Origin of the sequence: Methylobacterium sp. ME121 (genome assembly GCF_000974725.1) — a bacterium.
Lineage (GTDB): Bacteria > Pseudomonadota > Alphaproteobacteria > Rhizobiales > Beijerinckiaceae > Methylobacterium > Methylobacterium radiotolerans.
In genome coordinates this window covers 78,288-93,498 of the sequence record NZ_BBUX01000009.1, presented here as the reverse complement: position 1 = coordinate 93,498, position 15,211 = coordinate 78,288, and the positions used below count along the sequence as shown (strand labels likewise).

16 protein-coding genes are annotated in these 15,211 nt (G+C 72.3%); 9 read left to right on the top strand and 7 right to left on the bottom strand.

The window, feature by feature from the left end:
• Window positions 1-39 precede the first annotated feature (39 nt).
• On the bottom strand, window positions 40-792 hold the full coding sequence (locus ME121_RS09155; protein WP_408902630.1) for a phosphodiester glycosidase family protein: 753 nt from the start codon (window positions 790-792) through the stop codon (window positions 40-42).
• Window positions 793-1,029: 237 nt separating this feature from the next.
• Between ME121_RS09155 and ME121_RS09150 the strand changes: the two genes are divergently transcribed.
• The 3 genes from ME121_RS09150 to ME121_RS09140 all read left to right on the top strand — a co-directional run bounded on the left by ME121_RS09150 (window position 1,030) and on the right by ME121_RS09140 (window position 3,868).
• Entirely contained in the window at window positions 1,030-1,551 is a 522-nt protein-coding gene (locus tag ME121_RS09150; protein ID WP_012318073.1) for a hypothetical protein, read from the top strand.
• Between the two features lie 140 nt (window positions 1,552-1,691).
• Window positions 1,692-2,996 carry an MFS transporter gene (locus tag ME121_RS09145; protein ID WP_012318074.1) on the top strand — a complete coding sequence of 435 codons (1,305 nt, stop codon included), beginning with the start codon at window positions 1,692-1,694 and terminating at the stop codon, window positions 2,994-2,996.
• Window positions 2,997-2,998: 2 nt separating this feature from the next.
• A complete protein-coding gene (locus tag ME121_RS09140) occupies window positions 2,999-3,868 on the top strand; it encodes an amidohydrolase family protein (protein ID WP_059408708.1) in 870 nt (289 codons plus the stop codon).
• Window positions 3,869-3,969: 101 nt separating this feature from the next.
• Here the strand turns inward: ME121_RS09140 and ME121_RS09135 are convergent, their stop codons facing one another.
• The 4 genes from ME121_RS09135 to ME121_RS09120 all read right to left on the bottom strand — a co-directional run bounded on the left by ME121_RS09135 (window position 3,970) and on the right by ME121_RS09120 (window position 6,800).
• Window positions 3,970-4,167, bottom strand: a complete 198-nt coding sequence (locus ME121_RS09135; protein ID WP_012318076.1) for a hypothetical protein — start codon at window positions 4,165-4,167, stop codon at window positions 3,970-3,972.
• A 68-nt stretch (window positions 4,168-4,235) separates the two neighbouring features.
• On the bottom strand, window positions 4,236-5,555 hold the full coding sequence (locus ME121_RS09130) for an MFS transporter (RefSeq protein WP_029359924.1): 1,320 nt from the start codon (window positions 5,553-5,555) through the stop codon (window positions 4,236-4,238).
• Window positions 5,556-5,590: 35 nt separating this feature from the next.
• Window positions 5,591-6,226 carry an alpha/beta fold hydrolase gene (locus tag ME121_RS09125; RefSeq protein ID WP_059408707.1) on the bottom strand — a complete coding sequence of 212 codons (636 nt, stop codon included), beginning with the start codon at window positions 6,224-6,226 and terminating at the stop codon, window positions 5,591-5,593.
• Between the two features lie 13 nt (window positions 6,227-6,239).
• Entirely contained in the window at window positions 6,240-6,800 is a 561-nt protein-coding gene (locus ME121_RS09120; RefSeq protein WP_059408706.1) for a cupin domain-containing protein, read from the bottom strand.
• 167 nt (window positions 6,801-6,967) lie between these two features.
• On the opposite strand from ME121_RS09120, the gene aptA reads away from it, so the two are divergent.
• A complete protein-coding gene (gene aptA / locus ME121_RS09115) occupies window positions 6,968-8,302 on the top strand; it encodes an omega-aminotransferase AptA (RefSeq protein ID WP_059408705.1) in 1,335 nt (444 codons plus the stop codon).
• Window positions 8,303-8,496: 194 nt separating this feature from the next.
• Window positions 8,497-9,558: an SDR family oxidoreductase gene (locus ME121_RS09110; protein ID WP_059408704.1), complete on the top strand. Its 1,062-nt coding sequence runs from the start codon at window positions 8,497-8,499 to the stop codon at window positions 9,556-9,558.
• A gap of 113 nt (window positions 9,559-9,671) precedes the next feature.
• Here ME121_RS09110 and ME121_RS09105 read toward each other — a convergent pair whose 3' ends face one another.
• Together ME121_RS09105 and ME121_RS09100 are read right to left on the bottom strand one after the other, a co-directional pair.
• Window positions 9,672-10,964: an ArgE/DapE family deacylase gene (locus tag ME121_RS09105; protein WP_012318082.1), complete on the bottom strand. Its 1,293-nt coding sequence runs from the start codon at window positions 10,962-10,964 to the stop codon at window positions 9,672-9,674.
• 99 nt (window positions 10,965-11,063) lie between these two features.
• Complete coding sequence (locus tag ME121_RS09100) at window positions 11,064-11,966, bottom strand: LysR family transcriptional regulator (protein WP_024830797.1); 903 nt, start codon at window positions 11,964-11,966, stop codon at window positions 11,064-11,066.
• A gap of 124 nt (window positions 11,967-12,090) precedes the next feature.
• Between ME121_RS09100 and ME121_RS09095 the strand changes: the two genes are divergently transcribed.
• The 4 genes from ME121_RS09095 (at window position 12,091) to ME121_RS09080 (ending at window position 15,117) form a co-directional block, all read left to right on the top strand.
• Entirely contained in the window at window positions 12,091-13,077 is a 987-nt protein-coding gene (locus ME121_RS09095) for an NAD(P)H-dependent flavin oxidoreductase (protein WP_059408703.1), read from the top strand.
• A 134-nt stretch (window positions 13,078-13,211) separates the two neighbouring features.
• Complete coding sequence (locus tag ME121_RS09090) at window positions 13,212-13,850, top strand: L,D-transpeptidase (protein WP_024830796.1); 639 nt, start codon at window positions 13,212-13,214, stop codon at window positions 13,848-13,850.
• Window positions 13,851-13,858: 8 nt separating this feature from the next.
• Complete coding sequence (locus ME121_RS09085) at window positions 13,859-14,506, top strand: glutathione S-transferase N-terminal domain-containing protein (protein WP_059408702.1); 648 nt, start codon at window positions 13,859-13,861, stop codon at window positions 14,504-14,506.
• A 125-nt stretch (window positions 14,507-14,631) separates the two neighbouring features.
• Entirely contained in the window at window positions 14,632-15,117 is a 486-nt protein-coding gene (locus tag ME121_RS09080; protein ID WP_012318087.1) for an SRPBCC family protein, read from the top strand.
• Window positions 15,118-15,211: the final 94 nt, after the last annotated feature.

Below are 15,211 nucleotides of genomic sequence, written 5' to 3'. Positions count from 1 at the left end.
GGCCAACCCGCCGCAGTCACGCAAGCCCGGAACCGCCCCTCAGCGCGGCAGAGCCCCGACCAGAGGCCCGAGCGGCCGGCTGATGTCCGAGCGGCCGAGATTCGGCGCGTAGAGGCTGGATACCGAGCCGTCGAGGAACAGGGCGTTGCGGCAGCCGAGATCGTCGCGGAACAGCCGCGCGAAGGCCCCGAAGGTCACCGGGCGCTCGGAGATCGCGAAGATCGCCACATGCCCGTCGCCGGGCACGCCGACGCCGTTGCGGATCTTCTGGCTCGGCCCGTCGGCGGCGATCTTCGGGTGGATCTGGCCGTCGATCACCAGCATCGGCCCGGACTGCGTGGCGAAATCCGGCCGGATCTTCGCCCGCAGATAGCGGGCCGTGTCGACCACCCCGGCGCGCTCACCCTTCACCCAGAAGATGCCGTTGGGCTTCAGGTGGAAGTTGCCCGGCCCGTCGGTCGTGGAGACGCGCTTCAGCTCGTGCCCGTCCTCGACGTAGAGGCCGACCGGCGCCTGGTCCTTGTCGTACATCCCGGCGTTCATCGCGAAGGCGAGGCGGCCGCCCTGCTTCTCGGCGAGGGTGCCGAGGGCGCCGTAGGGCTTGCCGTCGTCCTGGAGCCAGAACAGCCGCAGCCGCTGCTTCCGGAGGTCGATGGTGCAGACCGTGAAGGTCTCACCCTGGGCCTCGACCGCCCGGCAGGGCTCGGCGGCGGCCGGAGAGGCCGCCCGGGCCGGGGCCACGAGGGCGAGCAGCACGATCAACAAGGCGTGAGCCGGGCGCAGCATCATCATTCGTTCCATGCCGATCGGAAGACGCGATTTGGGGACGGCGAAGCTCGATCGGCGCGCCCTTCGCTCCGGAAAGCGGCGAATTTCGTGCCCGAGGGCGCCGGGATGAAGCTGGATGGGTCCGAATGGGTCCGAATGGGTCCGGATGCGTCTCGCGGCCGCGCCGCGGGCGGGGCTGGACCGTTTTCCCGATTCGGGCGTTCTTAGCCGCAGAGGGCGTGTTTCCACGGAGATGACGTGATGAAGGGTGCAGTGCTCGGCTCGGCCCTGCTGGCGGCGGGTGCTCTGGCCTTGGCGCCGGCCAGCGCGGACGCGCGCGGTTTCGGCGGCGGCGGCTTCCACGGCGGCGGTTTCGGCGGCGGCTTCCACGGTGGCGGTTTCGGCGGCGGCTTCCGGGGCGGCGGGTTCGGGGGATTCCGCAACGGCGGCTTCGGCGGCGGCTTCCGCGGTGTCGGTTTCCGTCCGGGCGGCTTCGGCTACGGCCGCGGCTTCTACGGGCGGGGTTACGGCTGGCGCGGCGGCTACGGCTATCGCGGCGGCTACGGCTACGGACTCGGCGGCCTGGGCCTCGGCGTCGGGCTCGGCCTCGCGGCCGGCAGCCTCTACGGCGGCTACGGATACGGCTACCCAGGCTACGGCTACGGTGGCTACTACGCCCCGGCGGCCTACGATTACGGCTACGGCGGCGGCTGCTACACGGTCCCGCGGGTGCGCTGGACGCCCTACGGCTACCGCCGGGTGCTGGTCGAGCGCTGCTACTGAGCGTCGATCGACCGCCAAAAAGAACGGGACAGGCCGCCTCCGGGCGGCCTTTTCCTTTCCTGTTCCTTGCGTGACCCGCCGCATCGTTGGACAGCTCTGCCTGGGACGCTGATACTGGTATCGGGCGGCGGGAGGCGGTGATGAGTTCAGCAACCGGGCAGGGGCCCACGGGCGTGGACGCGGTCGAGATCCGCGACGCCAGCCTCTCCGCCTTCTACCGATCGATGACGCCGCCGGAGCGGCACACCTTCTGGGCCTGCGCCGCCGGCTGGTGCCTCGACGGCATGGACTTCATGATCTACCCGCTGGTGATCGGGACGATCATGGCTCTGTGGCACGTTGATGCCGGCACGGCCGGGCTCGCCGCCACGGTGACGCTGCTGGCCTCGGCGCTCGGCGGCTGGCTCGCGGGCTTCGTCGCCGACCGGATCGGCCGGGTGCTGACCCTGCAGATCACGATCCTCTGGTTCTCGCTGTTCTCCCTGCTCTGCGCCTTCGTGCAGAACTTCGAGCAGCTCCTCATCGCGCGGGCGCTGCTCGGCCTCGGCTTCGGCGGCGAGTGGGCGGCCGGCGCGGTGCTGATCGGCGAGACGATCCGGGCCGAGTATCGCGGCCGGGCGGTGGGCTCCGTCCAGTCCGGCTGGGCGATCGGCTGGGGCCTCGCGGTCCTGTCGCAGGCGGTGCTGTTCTCGGTCCTGCCGCCCGAGACCGCGTGGCGCTGGATGTTCGCGGTGGGCGCCCTGCCGGCGCTGCTGGTCTTCTACCTGCGCCGCTACGTGAAGGAGCCGGAGGTCGCCGCCGAATCCCGCGCGCGGGCCGCCGCCACGGGCGACCGGCCGCAGATCTGGGAGATCTTCTCCGGCCCGATCCTCAAGACGACGCTGCTCGCCTCGCTGGCGGCGGCGGGCTGCCAGGGCGGCTACTACGCGATTACCACCTGGGTGCCGCGCTTCCTCACCACCGAGCGCCACCTGTCGATCGTGTCGTCAACCGGCTACCTCGCGGCCCTGATCATCGGCTCGTTCACCGGCTACCTCGTGGGCGCGTGGCTCGCCGACCGGCTCGGGCGGCGGCCGCTGTTCCTGATCTTCTCGCTGGGCGCCATCGCGGTGATCGTCGCCTACACGCAGATCCCGCTCTCGAACGGGGTGCTGTGGGTGCTGGGCTTCCCGCTGGGCTTCTTCGCCTCCGGCTACTTCTCCGGCATGGGCGCCTTCCTGACCGAACTGTACCCGACCCGCCTGCGCGGCTCGGGGCAGGGGTTCTGCTACAATTTCGGCCGCGGCATCGGCGCGCTGTTCCCCGCGCTGGTCGGCTACCTCGCGGAGCGCGCCGGCCTCGCCTCCGCCATCGCGATCTTCGCGGCCGTGGCCTACGGGATCTTCTTCCTGGCGGCCTTCGCGCTGCCCGAGACGCGCGGCAAGGTCCTCCACGCGGATTCCTGATCATGCCCGAGATCCGAGACTGCCCCGCCCCGGACCCGCATCCGGAAGGCCCGACCCGCTACGCCGTGCCGGACGGCGCGGTCGACACGCACGCCCACGTCATCGGCCTGCCGCCGGCCTACCCGCTGGTGGCGGACCGGAGCTACACGCCCCCGGCGGCGCCGGCCGATCAGTACCTCGCGATGCTCGACGGGACCGGCATGGCCAACGGCGTGCTGATCCAGGTCAGCGTGCACGGCACCGACAACCGGCTAATGGTCGAGACGCTGCGCGCCCACCGGCAACGCCTGCGCGGCGTCGCGGTGATCCCGCTCGGCCTGCCCGACGCGGAGCTCGCCGCGCTCAAGGAGGCCGGCGTCGTCGGCCTGCGCCTCAATGTCCTGTTCGGCGGCGGGGTCGGGCTCGACGCGGTCGAATCCTACGGGGCGCTCGCCCGCGAGATGGGCTGGCACCTCCAGTTCCTGCTCGATGCCCGCGATCTGCCGCCGATCGCCGGCCGCCTGTCGCGGCTGCCGGTGCCGCTGGTCTTCGACCATATGGGCCACATGCCGACCTCGGCGGGGGTGGACCATCCGGGCTTCCGGGCGCTGCTCGGCCTCGTCGGCGACGGGAACTGGGTCAAGCTCTCGGGCGCGTTCCGGGATTCCGTGACCGGGCCGCCCTACGCGGACACGATCCCCTTCGCCCGGGCGCTCAACGACGCCGCGCCGGAACGTTGCCTCTGGGGCTCGGACTGGCCGCACGTGGCCGCCTGGGACGGGCCGCCGCGGACGACGGCGCTCCTCGACCTGATGGCGGACTGGGTGCCGGACGCGGACAGGCGCCGGATGGTGTTCGTCGACAACCCGCGGCGGCTTTACGGCTTCGCGTAGGGGCCGGCGTTCGAGAAGCTCCGTAGAGCCCGCTGTCCTCGCGAGCGCAGCGAAGCGATCCAGGGTCGCGCGAGGCCCGGAAAGCGGGGGCGGCGTTTCCGTCAGACCCGCCGGTCGACGCTCAGCCCCTGTCCGGAGGGGGCCGGCGGGCCGGCGCTCGCCGCCTGGGCGGCGCTGTCCGCCACGAGGCCGGCGACCGCCTTGTCGGCCGAGAGCTGCTGCTTGGCGACGGCGATGCCGATCTGCTGGTTCTGGGACGAACCCAGCATCTGGACGGCGGCTGCGGCGATCGAATCCATGACGCCGACCCTAGACCTCCGATCTGAATCCGGCGTTACCCGGATCCGGCGCCTTCGACCGGTCGCGCTCACCCGTCCAGGAAGCCCCGCTGCCGCGCCCGGTAGCCGCTGATCGCCGTGACGCACAGGAACGACACGCCGGCGAGGCACGTCCCGAACACCGCGATCGGCCACCAGTGGCCCTGAAAGCGCTCGGCCAGCACCGTGCCGACGATCGGGGTGAGACCGCCGGCGAGGGCGCCGCAGAACTGGTAGGCGATGGAGATCGCCGTGTAGCGCACCCGCGTCGGGAAGGCGCCCGCGAGGTAGCCGGCGATCACCGCGTAGAAGGTCGCGCTGCCGATGACGTTGAGGGCGAGGCCCAGCACGATCAGCGGCACCGACTTGGTCTCGACCAGCCAGAACAGCGGGTAGGGGGCCAGCATCGCCCAGACCAGCGTCCCCTGGAGGAACAGCCGCTCGTTGCGGATCACCTCCGCGATCCGGGCGCCCACCGGGGTCATCACCAGCTGGACCACGGCGGCGATCAGCAGGGCGTCGAGGATCGTCGCCCGCGCGATGCCGAGATACTGCGTGGTGAACGCGATCATGAAGGTGTTGAACAGGTAGACCGAGGCGATCGCGAAGGTGTTGGCGCCTGCCGCCAGCAGGACCGGCTTGAGGTAGGCCGTCAGCACCTCGCGCACGGGAGCCGGCGGCGGTCCGCCCGCGGCGCGGGCCTTCTCGAAGGCCGGCGATTCCGCGACCCCGAGGCGGATCGCCAGCCCCACGAACAGCAGCAGGATGCTCACCAGGAACGGCACCCGCCAGCCCCAGGTCAGGAAGCTCTCCTTGTCGAGCAGGCCCGCGAGGCGGAAGGCCAGCAGCGACAGGATCTGCCCGGCCGGGCTGCCGAGCTGCGCGAAGGAGGCGAAGAAGGTGTTGCGCCCGGCCGGCGCGTGCTCGGCGGCCATCAGCACGGCCCCGCCCCACTCGCCGCCGACCGCGAGCCCCTGGATCAGCCGCAGGACCACCAGCATCACCGGCGCCCACAGGCCGACCGAGGCGTAGGTCGGCAGAAGCCCGATGCACGAGGTGGCGATGCCCATCATCACGAGCGTCGCGACCAGGGCGCGCTTGCGCCCGAACCGGTCGCCGAGATGCCCGAAGATCAGGCCGCCGAGCGGCCGGGCCAGGAAGCCCACCGCGAAGGTGCCGAAGGCCGAGAGCGTGGCGATGTAGGGCGATTCCGCCGTGAAGAAGAGCGGCCCGAACACCAGGGCCGCCGCCGTGCCGTAGATGAAGAAGTCGTACCACTCGATCGTGGTGCCCACGAAGGCCGCCAGCGCCGCGCGCGCCGACTGGTTCTGTCCGGGCCCGGCGGCCGGGGCGGCTGTGGTGACGGCCATCGATCCTCGCGCGTAACGGTATTTTGAATTCACGGTTACGCGGCGAAGGTCCCCGTCGCAAGGAACCGCACCGTCTGCGCGATCACGGTCGGATGGTTCATCATCAGGGCGTGGCTGACGGGCAGGACCAGATGCCCGTGCAGGCCCGGGATCCCGGTGCGGGCGACGCTCACCCGCCCGTCGTTCGGCCGGGGCAGCATCAGCCAGCCGACCGGATCGATGCTGCGCGTGCCGGCGATGACGCCGATCGGGTAGTCCGGATCGGGCCAGACCGGCACCGTCGCGGTCCCGAGCGACAGCGCGGCTGGCCCGAGCAGGCGGCGATAGAGCCCGACATGCCGCAGCCGGTCCGCGATCTCGCTGCCGCGGTTGGGCGGTCCGAGCATGACGAGGCGGCCGAGCCGGTCCGGCCGCGCATCCGCGATCAGGCTCCGCGCGAGGAGACCGCCCATCGAGTGCCCGACGAAATGCACGGCGCCCGCCGTCGCGCCGGCGATCTCCGCGACCTTTGGGCGGAGCAACGCCGTCAGGGTGGGCAGGTCGTGCCGGGTCGAGGGATAGTCGAGCGCGAACACCCGGTAGCCCTCCGCCGTCAGGGCCGAGCGCATCCGGGCGAGCGAGGCGGCTCTTCGCCCCAGACCGTGCAGGAGGACGACGCTGTCGCTCGGCATGGGATCGGCGCGGTCAGAAGGTCGGCGGCGTGCAGGCGCTCACCACCTCGCAGGGATTGGGCCCGACGCAGCGGAACCGGTGCGGGCGGCGGCTGTCGAAGCTGTAGGCGTCGCCGGGGCCGAGGATCCGGCGCTCGGCGTCCACCGTCACCTCCAGGCGCCCGGAGAGCACGATCCCGCCCTCCTCGCCCTCGTGCGAGAGCGGCACCCGGCCGGTATCGGCGCCGGGCTCGTAGCGCTCCTTGAGGATCTGGAGCTTGCGCCCGAACAGGCTGTCGCCGACCTGCCGGTACGAGATCGCCCCCTTGGCGGCCCGGCGGCCGATCTCGGTGAGCTCCTCGGCGGCGAAGAACGCCTTGCGCTCCGGCTCCGGCTCCAGGGCGAAGAACTCGGCCATGCCGATCGGCACGCCGTCGAGGATCCGCTTCAGGGCGCCCACCGACGGGTTCACCCGGTTGGCCTCGATCAGCGAGATCGCGGAATTGGTCACCCCGGCGCGCTTGGCGAGCGTCCGCTGCGACAGGCCGTGGCGGGCCCGAACGAAGCGCAGGCGCGCGCCGACATCGATGCTCATCCGGCTCAGGCCCGTTTCAGGTGTTGCGGATCCCGCAACGGTGCCACCCGCGGCCCCGATCCTGCAAGGGGTTGGCGGCGACCAGAAAAGGACTTGTTGCCCGATCGGCGAAGGTGTCCCCTGGTCCCGCCGCCCGATCCGCGCCGCCTGCCCCGGAGAACCGCCCCATGACCGACCATCCGCTCCGCAACACGCCCGCGATGGACGCCTTCTGGATGCCGTTCACGGCCAACCGCCAGTTCAAGGCGGCGCCGCGCCTGCTCGTGTCGGCCGAGGGCATGCACTACACCGCCGACGACGGCCGCAAGGTCCTCGACGGCTCCGCGGGCCTCTGGTGCGTCAATGCCGGCCACGGGCGGCGGGGCATCGCGGCGGCCGTGGAGCGCCAGCTCGCGACCCTCGACTTCGCCCCGACCTTCCAGATGGGCCACCCCATCGCGTTCGAGTTTGCCGAGCGGCTGGCCGAGATCGCCCCGGGCGGCCCCGGCAAGCGCCTCGACCGGGTGTTCTTCACCAATTCCGGCTCGGAATCGGTCGACACCGCCCTCAAGATCGCGCTCGCCTACCAGCGGGCGATCGGGCAGGGGACCCGCACCCGGCTGATCGGCCGCGAGCGCGGCTACCACGGCGTCGGCTTCGGCGGCCTGTCGGTCGGCGGCATCGTGTCGAACCGGCGGGTCTTCCCGCAGCTCAACGGCACCGACCACCTGCGCCACACCCACGATCCGGCCCGCAACGCCTTCGTGAAGGGCCAGCCCGAGCACGGCGCGGAGCTCGCCGAGGATCTGGAGCGGCTGGTGGCGCTCCACGGGGCCGAGACCATCGCGGCCTGCATCGTGGAGCCGGTGGCGGGCTCCACGGGCGTGCTGATCCCGCCGAAGGGCTACCTCGAGCGCCTGCGCGAGATCTGCACGAAGCACGGCATCCTGCTGATCTTCGACGAGGTCATCTCGGGTTTCGGCCGCCTCGGCGCGCCCTTCGCGACCGACTTCTTCGGCGTCGTCCCCGACCTCGTGACCAGCGCCAAGGGCCTGACCAACGGCACGGTGCCGATGGGCGCGGTCTTCGCAAGCCGCGCGGTCCACGACGCGCTGATGCAGGGCCCGGACGGGATCGAGCTGTTCCACGGCTACACCTATTCCGGGCACCCGATCGCCTGCGCGGCCGGCCTCGCGACGCTCGACATCTACCGGGAGGAGGGGCTCCTCACCCGCGTCGCCGACATCGCCGACGACTGGGCGGCGGCGATGCACGACCTGCGCGGGCGCAAGAACGTCGTCGACATCCGCACCATCGGGCTCGTCGCCGGCATCGAGCTGGCGCCGCGGCCGGACGCGATGGGCAAGCGCGCCTACGAGGTGTTCGTGGACTGCTTCGAGCGCGGCCTGCTCACCCGCGTGACCGGCGACATCATCGCGCTGTCGCCGCCGCTGATCATCGAGCGCGGCCAGATCGGCGAGATCGTCGAGATCCTCGGCGCGGCGATCGACCGGGTCGCCTGAGAGCCCCTCCGTCCTCGCGAGCGGAGCGAAGCAATCCAGGGTCGCGTCGCTGCGCTCGCGATGACGGGAGAGGTCTCGCGAGGACACAACCCTTGCGCGGCGCACAGGCGTCCCCGCTGCCCGGCGGGGTTGTCGCAGCACCGCCTGTGCCCATCTGCCCCGGACCCGGATTTGGGCCGGGCGCGAGGGTTTCCATGTCGAACACCGCCCTGATCGTCGGCGCCAGCGGGATCGTCGGCAGCGCCACCGCGGCGCTGCTCCACCAGGAGGGCTGGCGGGTCGCGGGCCTCGCGCGCCGTCCGGTGGCCCAGGCGGGCGTCGAGCCGGTGGCCGGCGACCTGCAGGACCCGGCCTCGCTGGAGAAGGCGCTGGCCGACCTCGCTCCGACCCACGTGTTCCTCGCGACTTGGCAGCGGCGCCCCACCGAGGCGGAGATGATCCGCGTCAACCGCGCGATGGTCGAGAACCTGCTGGACGCGCTCCGCCCGAAGGGGAGCGTCCGCCACGTCGCCCTGGTGACCGGGCTCAAGCACTATCTCGGCCCGTTCGAGGCCTACGGCAAAGGCAAGCTCCCGCAGACGCCATTCCGCGAGGACCAGGGCCGCCTCGACATCGAGAATTTCTACTACGCCCAGGAGGATGCCGTCTTCGCGGCCGCCGCCAGCGACGGCTTCACCTGGAGCGTCCACCGCCCGCACACGATCATCGGCAAGGCGGTGGGCAACGCCATGAACATGGGCACGACGCTCGCCTGCTACGCCACCCTGTGCCGGGAGCTGGGGCGCCCGTTCCTCTTCCCGGGCTCGGCCGCGCAGTGGAACGGGCTCACCGACATGACCGACGCGCGGCTTCTCGCCCGCCAGCTGCTCTGGGCGTCCACGGAGCCGAGGGCCGCCAACGAGGCGTTCAACGTCGTCGACGGCGACGTCTTCCGCTGGAGCTGGATGTGGGGCCGGATCGCCGCCTGGTTCGGGATCGAGGCGGTGCCGTTCGACGGCACGCACCGGCCGCTCGAGCCGCGGATGGCGCAGGACGGCCCGGCCTGGGCGGAGATCGCGCAGCGCTACGGGCTGGCCGAGCCGAACCTCGAGAAGCTGGCTTCCCCCTGGCACACGGACGCCGATCTCGGCCGGCCGATCGAGGTCGTCACCGACATGAGCAAGAGCCGCCGCCTTGGCTTCACGGCCTATCAGCCGACGGACGACGCATTCTACGACCTGTTCGCCCAGCTCCGGGCGGACCGGCTGATCCCCTGACGGAGAACACCACGGTCATCGCGAGCGCAGCGAAGCGACCCAGGGATGCACGACGCCCGTGAGCGCAGCGCTGCCGTGGATTGCTTCGCTGCGCTCGCAGAGACGGCGGCGGATCAGGAGACCTTGCGCTCCGTCCCGCACCACTCGGCCACGAACAGCGCCATGGTGGTCGTGATCCGCTTCACCGAGGCGAGGCTCACGCGCTCGTCGAAGCCGTGGATGTTCTGGGAGGTCGGGCCGTAGCAGAGGGCCGGCACCCGGTCGTAGAGGGCGTGGACGCGGGTATCGAGGTAGCCCGCGGTCATGAAGCTCTGGAGCGGGGAGCCGATCGCCCGCTCGTGGGCGCGGCCGAGCACCGCCTCGGCCTCCGAGCCCGCCTCCAGCACGTAGCCCTCGGCGAAGAAGCCGTTGAACACCACCCGCGGCGGGCTGTTGGCCAGGAACGGGTCGGTGCGGGAGAAGGACGCCACCGCGGCCTCGATCTCGGCGGCGGCCTGCGCGGCGGTGACGCCCGGGTAGAGCGCGACCCGGCAGTGGATCCGGCACCAGGCCGGGACCGAGGAGGCCCAGTCGCCGCCCTCGATCTTGCCGATGTTGAGGTTGATCGGGTGGTCCTCGGTCTCGAAATGCGGGTGCGCGGCCTTCTCGGCGTTCCAGCGGGCCTCGACCTCGCGCAGCGCGCCGATCACCCGGTAGGTGGCGTCGATGGCGTTGGCGCCCGCGCCCATCTCGCGGACGTGGACCGGCACGCCCCGGACCTCGACGGTGAACCACAGCACGCCGGTATTGGCGCGCACGAGCTTCTCGTCCTCGGGCTCGGGGATCAGCACGGCGTCGGCCCGGTAGCCGCGCAGGTGGGTCATCAGGGCGCCGTTGCCGGTGGATTCCTCCTCGACCACGGACTGCACCGTCACCGAGGCCGCCGGCTGCAGGCCGAGCCGGGCCAGGGCGTCGAGGGCGAACAGGTTGGCGGCGTGGCCGGCCTTCATGTCGCCGGCGCCGCGGCCGTACATCCAGTCGCCCTGGATCACGGGGTCGAAGGGTCGATGGGTCCAGAGGTCGAGGGGACCCGGCGGCACCACGTCGACATGGGCCTGCAGGATCAGCGAGCGCCCGGTCTCGGTGCCCGGCCGGTGGTGGCAGACGACGATCGGCGCGTCCGAGTGGTGCGCGTCGTCGATCTTCGAGCCGCCCGGATGGGCCGCGATGGCGCCGCGGTCCATGGCGAAGCGCTCGGTGGCGTAGCCGCGGGCGCGGAACTGCTCGAACACGTAATCCTGGCAGGCATGCTCCTCCCCGCGCAGGGAGGCGAACCGGACGAGCGCCTGCGTGTGGGCGACCTGATCGGCGAAGCCCTCCGCCACGGAGGCTTCGATCTCGGCGGCGAGGGTGGGGTCGAGGGCCATGGGAACTCCGAACCGTCTGCGGCCGGGAGGAAGCGCCCGGGCTCGGGCCGCTGTCAACCGGCGGTTGTCAAGGGCACGGTCCGTGCCGGAACCGAGGCCCTAGGGCGAATCCGACGGCGAATCCGGGAAGGCCGCCCGGACCTGCTCGGCGAACCGCGCGAAGGCCGCGCTCGGCCGGACGTCGGCGCGGTGGACCAGCAGGGTCGGGGCGTGCCCGTCCCCGTCGGGCACGGGGTGGAGCGAGACGCGGCCGGCGCGGTGCGCCGGGTCCGCCACGCCCCGCGGAACCAGGGTCACGCCCAGGCCGGCCGCCACGCAGCCGAGGATGCCGTCGAGGGTGCCGAACTCCATGCGCCGCACGTGCACGAGGCCCTGGCGGGCCAGAAAATCCTCCAGGCGCCTCCGGTACGAGCAGCCGGCCCGGAACACGAGCACCTTCGCGTCGCGCGCACGGGCCAGCCGGTCGAGCAGCGCCGCGAGGTCGCCGACGGCCGGGTGCGCCACCAGCACCAGCTCCTCCGTGAAGACCGGGATCCCCACGAGGTCGGCCTGCGCGACCGGGCCGGCCACGAAGGCCCCCTCCAGGCTCCGGTCGAGGACCCGGGCGATCAGCCGCTCGGTCGGGCCGGTCTCCAGCTCGATGTCCACGTCCGGGTGGCGCGCGGCGAAGTCGGCGAGCGGGCCGGGCAGGCGCAGGGCCGCGGTCGTCTCCATGGCGCCGATCCGCAGCGGTCCGCGGGGTTCGCCCTCGGCCAGCAGGGCGTGCCGCGCCTCCGCGAGCAGCTGCCCGACCTGGAGGGCGTAGGGCAGGAGCCGCTCCCCGGCCCGGGTCAGCGTCACCCCGCGGCTGCCGCGGTGGAACAGCGGCACGCGCAGGGCCTGCTCCAGGGCGCGGATCCGGCCGGTGACGTTGGACTGGACGGTGTTGAGCCGTGCCGCCGCCCGCCCGATGCCGCCGGTCTCGGCCACCGCCGCGAAGAACATCAGGTCGGTGCTGTTCATTCCATCTGCTTTTCCGATGCCTTCCTTCTGAAGGAATCATTTTTTCCGCATCGTACGGATCGTTAAGGCCGGACGGGCGGCGCGCGCAACCGCGCGACCGAGACGCTCCGCGGGGAGGAGACCCATGGCCTTGAGGACCAGACTCACCGACGCCTTCGGGCTCCGGCACCCGATCGTGCTGGCCCCCATGGACCCGGCCTCGGGGGGCGCCCTCGCGGCGGCGGTGAGCGCCGCCGGCGGCCTCGGCCTGATCGGCGGCGGCTACGGCGACCACGCGACCCTCGACCGGGAATTCGCCCGCGCGGGCAATCAGCGGGTCGGCTGCGGCTTCATCACGTGGTCCATGGCCCGGGACCCGTCGCTCCTCGACGCGGCGCTCGCCCGGTCGCCCGCGGCCCTGATGCTCTCCTTCGCGGATCCCGCGCCGTTCGCGGACCGGATCCGCGCCGCCGGCGTGCGGCTGATCTGCCAGGTGCACACCCTGGCGCAGGCCCGGCGCGCCCTGGAGGTCGGCGCGGCCGTGGTGGTGGCGCAGGGGACGGAGGCCGGCGGCCACGGCCTCACCGCCCGCGGCACCGCGGCGTTCGTGCCGGCGGTCGCCGACCTGATCGCCCGCGAGCGCCCCGAGACGCTGCTCCTCGCGGCGGGCGGCATCGCGGACGGGCGCGGTCTCGCCGCCGCCCTGGCGCTGAGCGCCGACGGTGTCCTGATGGGGACGCGGTTCTGGGCGACGCGGGAGGCGCTGATCCACCCGGCCGCGAAGCAGCGGGTTCTCGCCGCCACCGGCGACGACACGATCCGCACGCGGGTCTACGACATCGCCCGCCAGCGGGCCTGGCCGGCGCCCTATACCGGCCGGCTCCTGCGCAACGCGTTCATCGAGACGTGGCACGGCCGCGAGGACGCGTTGCGCGCGGCCTCGGCCGAGCGGCGCCGGGACGTGGAGGATGCCGACGCGGCGGGCGATTACGACGTCGCCAACGTCACGGTCGGCGAGGCCGTCGGGCTGATCGACGACCTGCCGGGCGCCGGCGACCTGGTCGGGCGCATCGCCGAGGAGGCCGAGGCCGCGATCCGCCGGGTCTCAGCCATCGCCGCACCTGCGCCGTGAGGGCGTCGCGGGGACGCTCAGCAAAGCGTGACTACGCAGGGGCACGGCGGGCCGGAACCTCGGTGTTGCCGGGGCTTTAGCGTGACGGCAAACCGTCGCGGTTTGTCGAGGCGCGTCCCGTGTCGGAGTCGCTCATGCGTATCGGTCTGATCTCCGTCCTGTCCGGGCTTCTCCTGTGTGCGGGCATCCCCGCGACGGCCAGCGCGGACGTGCTCGTCAACGTCGACAAGACCACCCAGCGCATGGAGGTCTCGGTCGACGGGCAGCCCCGCTATTCCTGGCCGGTCTCGACCGGCGTCGCGAGCTACGACACGCCGTCCGGCGCCTACCGGCCGTTCCGGATGGAGCGCACGCACTTCTCGAAGGAGTGGGACGACGCGCCCATGCCCTTCGCGATGTTCTTCACGACCCAGGGCCACGCCATCCACGGCACCAACCACGTCCGCAGCCTGGGGCGCGCGGCCTCGCACGGCTGCGTGCGCCTGTCGGTGCGCAACGCCGCGACCCTGTTCAACCTCGTGAAGAGCCAGGGCATGGGCCGGACGCGGGTGGTCATCGAGGGGGCGGATGTCCCGATGGCGGACCGCGGCCAGCGCGGCTCCCGGGTCGCCCGGCACCGCAGCCCCTACGAGCCGGACGATCTGCTGGCGAACAGCGACCAGATGGGGCGCCGGTCGGTGCCGGCCTATTACCGGCCCGCGGCCCGCCCCGCCTACGCGCCCGCGACCGTCTACGGCTACCCGGCCGACACCGACGAGATGGACGGCTGGTAGGCCGGGGCATGGTCGAGCCCCGGTATCGGCTGATCAGCGCCACCCCGAGCCCCTACGCCCGGAAGGTCCGGATCGCGCTGGCCGAGAAGGGATTGCCGTTCGAACTCGTCACCGAAGTGCCCTGGGACTCGGCCACGACGGTGCCCCGCCACAACCCGCTGGAGAAGCTCCCGGTGCTGCTCCTGCCGGCCGGCGGCAGCGTCTACGAGTCGAGCTACATCCTGCAATGGCTGGAGCTGAAGCATCCGGATCCGCCGCTGCTGCCGCCCGATCCCGACGGGGTCCTGGCCGCGCGCCGCTACGAGGTGCTGTGCGACGGGATCTGCGACGCGGTGGTGCTCACGTTCTTCGAGCGCCAGCGCGACGAGGCCGGCCGGAGCGCCCCCTGGCTCGCCCGCCAGCGTCGCAAGATCGAGGGCGGGCTGGCCGAGATCGCGCGGCTCCTCGGCGACCGCGACTGGACGGTGGGCGACCGATTCACGCTGGGCGACATTGCGGCGGGCACCGTCGCCGGCTACCTCTCCGTCCGGTTCCCCGAGCTGGACTGGCGCGCCAGGCATCCGAACCTCGCCCGGCTCAGCGACCGCCTGGAAGCCCGTCCGTCGTTCACGGACTCCGTGCCCTACGCGCAGACGATCACGGATCGCGTCGTCTGACCGCGAAAGTCATGCGCCGTCGCTCCCGCCCATTGCCGAGCGTACCCTCCCGGCCTAGCTCCTGCGCGGCCATCAGAGCCTGCGCGGCCCCTGCCGCGACCTGAGACGGACGGAGACACCCCGAGATGCCCTTCGCTTTCTGCCGGTCCCTTCCCCTCGCCGCCCTGGCGCTCGCCGCGGCCACCGTGCCCGGCTACGCCCTGGAGGTGACGCGCTCGGCCGACATCGCCGCGCCGCCGGCCAAGGTGTGGCAGACCATCGGCGAGTTCTGCGGCATCGGCGACTGGCACCCCGCCATCGAGAAGTGCGTCCTGTCGGACAAGGACGGCATGAAGGTCCGCACCCTCAGCCTCAAGGGCGGCGGCACCATCAAGGAGGAGCAGGTCTCCCGCGACGACAAGGTGATGAGCTACACCTACACGATCCTGGAGAGCCCGCTGCCGGTCTCGGACTACAAGTCGACCCTCTCGGTCGCCCCCGCCGGCTCCGGCTCGAAGGTGACCTGGACCGGGACCTTCAACGCCAAGGGCGCGCCGGACACGGTCGCCACCGACGCGATCCAGGGCATCTACGATTCCGGCCTGAAGGCCCTCGCCGACAAGGCCAAGTAAGCCCCGTCACGATTCGGAGCGCGCCGCCGGTGCAGGATGCCGGCGGCGCGCACCAAGTCCCTCCGACGACAGCGGAATCGCGCGTTTCCCGCGT

What these genes read in the sequence shown, in the direction of transcription:
- ME121_RS09155 (WP_408902630.1), bottom strand. Translation starts at nt 792, where the DNA reads ATGATGATGCTGCGCCCGGCTCACGCCTTGTTGATCGTGCTGCTCGCC.
- ME121_RS09150 (WP_012318073.1), top strand. Translation starts at nt 1,030, where the DNA reads ATGAAGGGTGCAGTGCTCGGCTCGGCCCTGCTGGCGGCGGGTGCTCTG.
- ME121_RS09145 (WP_012318074.1), top strand. Translation starts at nt 1,692, where the DNA reads ATGAGTTCAGCAACCGGGCAGGGGCCCACGGGCGTGGACGCGGTCGAG.
- ME121_RS09140 (WP_059408708.1), top strand. Translation starts at nt 2,999, where the DNA reads ATGCCCGAGATCCGAGACTGCCCCGCCCCGGACCCGCATCCGGAAGGC.
- ME121_RS09135 (WP_012318076.1), bottom strand. Translation starts at nt 4,167, where the DNA reads ATGGATTCGATCGCCGCAGCCGCCGTCCAGATGCTGGGTTCGTCCCAG.
- ME121_RS09130 (WP_029359924.1), bottom strand. Translation starts at nt 5,555, where the DNA reads ATGGCCGTCACCACAGCCGCCCCGGCCGCCGGGCCCGGACAGAACCAG.
- ME121_RS09125 (WP_059408707.1), bottom strand. Translation starts at nt 6,226, where the DNA reads ATGCCGAGCGACAGCGTCGTCCTCCTGCACGGTCTGGGGCGAAGAGCC.
- ME121_RS09120 (WP_059408706.1), bottom strand. Translation starts at nt 6,800, where the DNA reads ATGAGCATCGATGTCGGCGCGCGCCTGCGCTTCGTTCGGGCCCGCCAC.
- aptA (WP_059408705.1), top strand. Translation starts at nt 6,968, where the DNA reads ATGACCGACCATCCGCTCCGCAACACGCCCGCGATGGACGCCTTCTGG.
- ME121_RS09110 (WP_059408704.1), top strand. Translation starts at nt 8,497, where the DNA reads ATGTCGAACACCGCCCTGATCGTCGGCGCCAGCGGGATCGTCGGCAGC.
- ME121_RS09105 (WP_012318082.1), bottom strand. Translation starts at nt 10,964, where the DNA reads ATGGCCCTCGACCCCACCCTCGCCGCCGAGATCGAAGCCTCCGTGGCG.
- ME121_RS09100 (WP_024830797.1), bottom strand. Translation starts at nt 11,966, where the DNA reads ATGAACAGCACCGACCTGATGTTCTTCGCGGCGGTGGCCGAGACCGGC.
- ME121_RS09095 (WP_059408703.1), top strand. Translation starts at nt 12,091, where the DNA reads ATGGCCTTGAGGACCAGACTCACCGACGCCTTCGGGCTCCGGCACCCG.
- ME121_RS09090 (WP_024830796.1), top strand. Translation starts at nt 13,212, where the DNA reads ATGCGTATCGGTCTGATCTCCGTCCTGTCCGGGCTTCTCCTGTGTGCG.
- ME121_RS09085 (WP_059408702.1), top strand. Translation starts at nt 13,859, where the DNA reads ATGGTCGAGCCCCGGTATCGGCTGATCAGCGCCACCCCGAGCCCCTAC.
- ME121_RS09080 (WP_012318087.1), top strand. Translation starts at nt 14,632, where the DNA reads ATGCCCTTCGCTTTCTGCCGGTCCCTTCCCCTCGCCGCCCTGGCGCTC.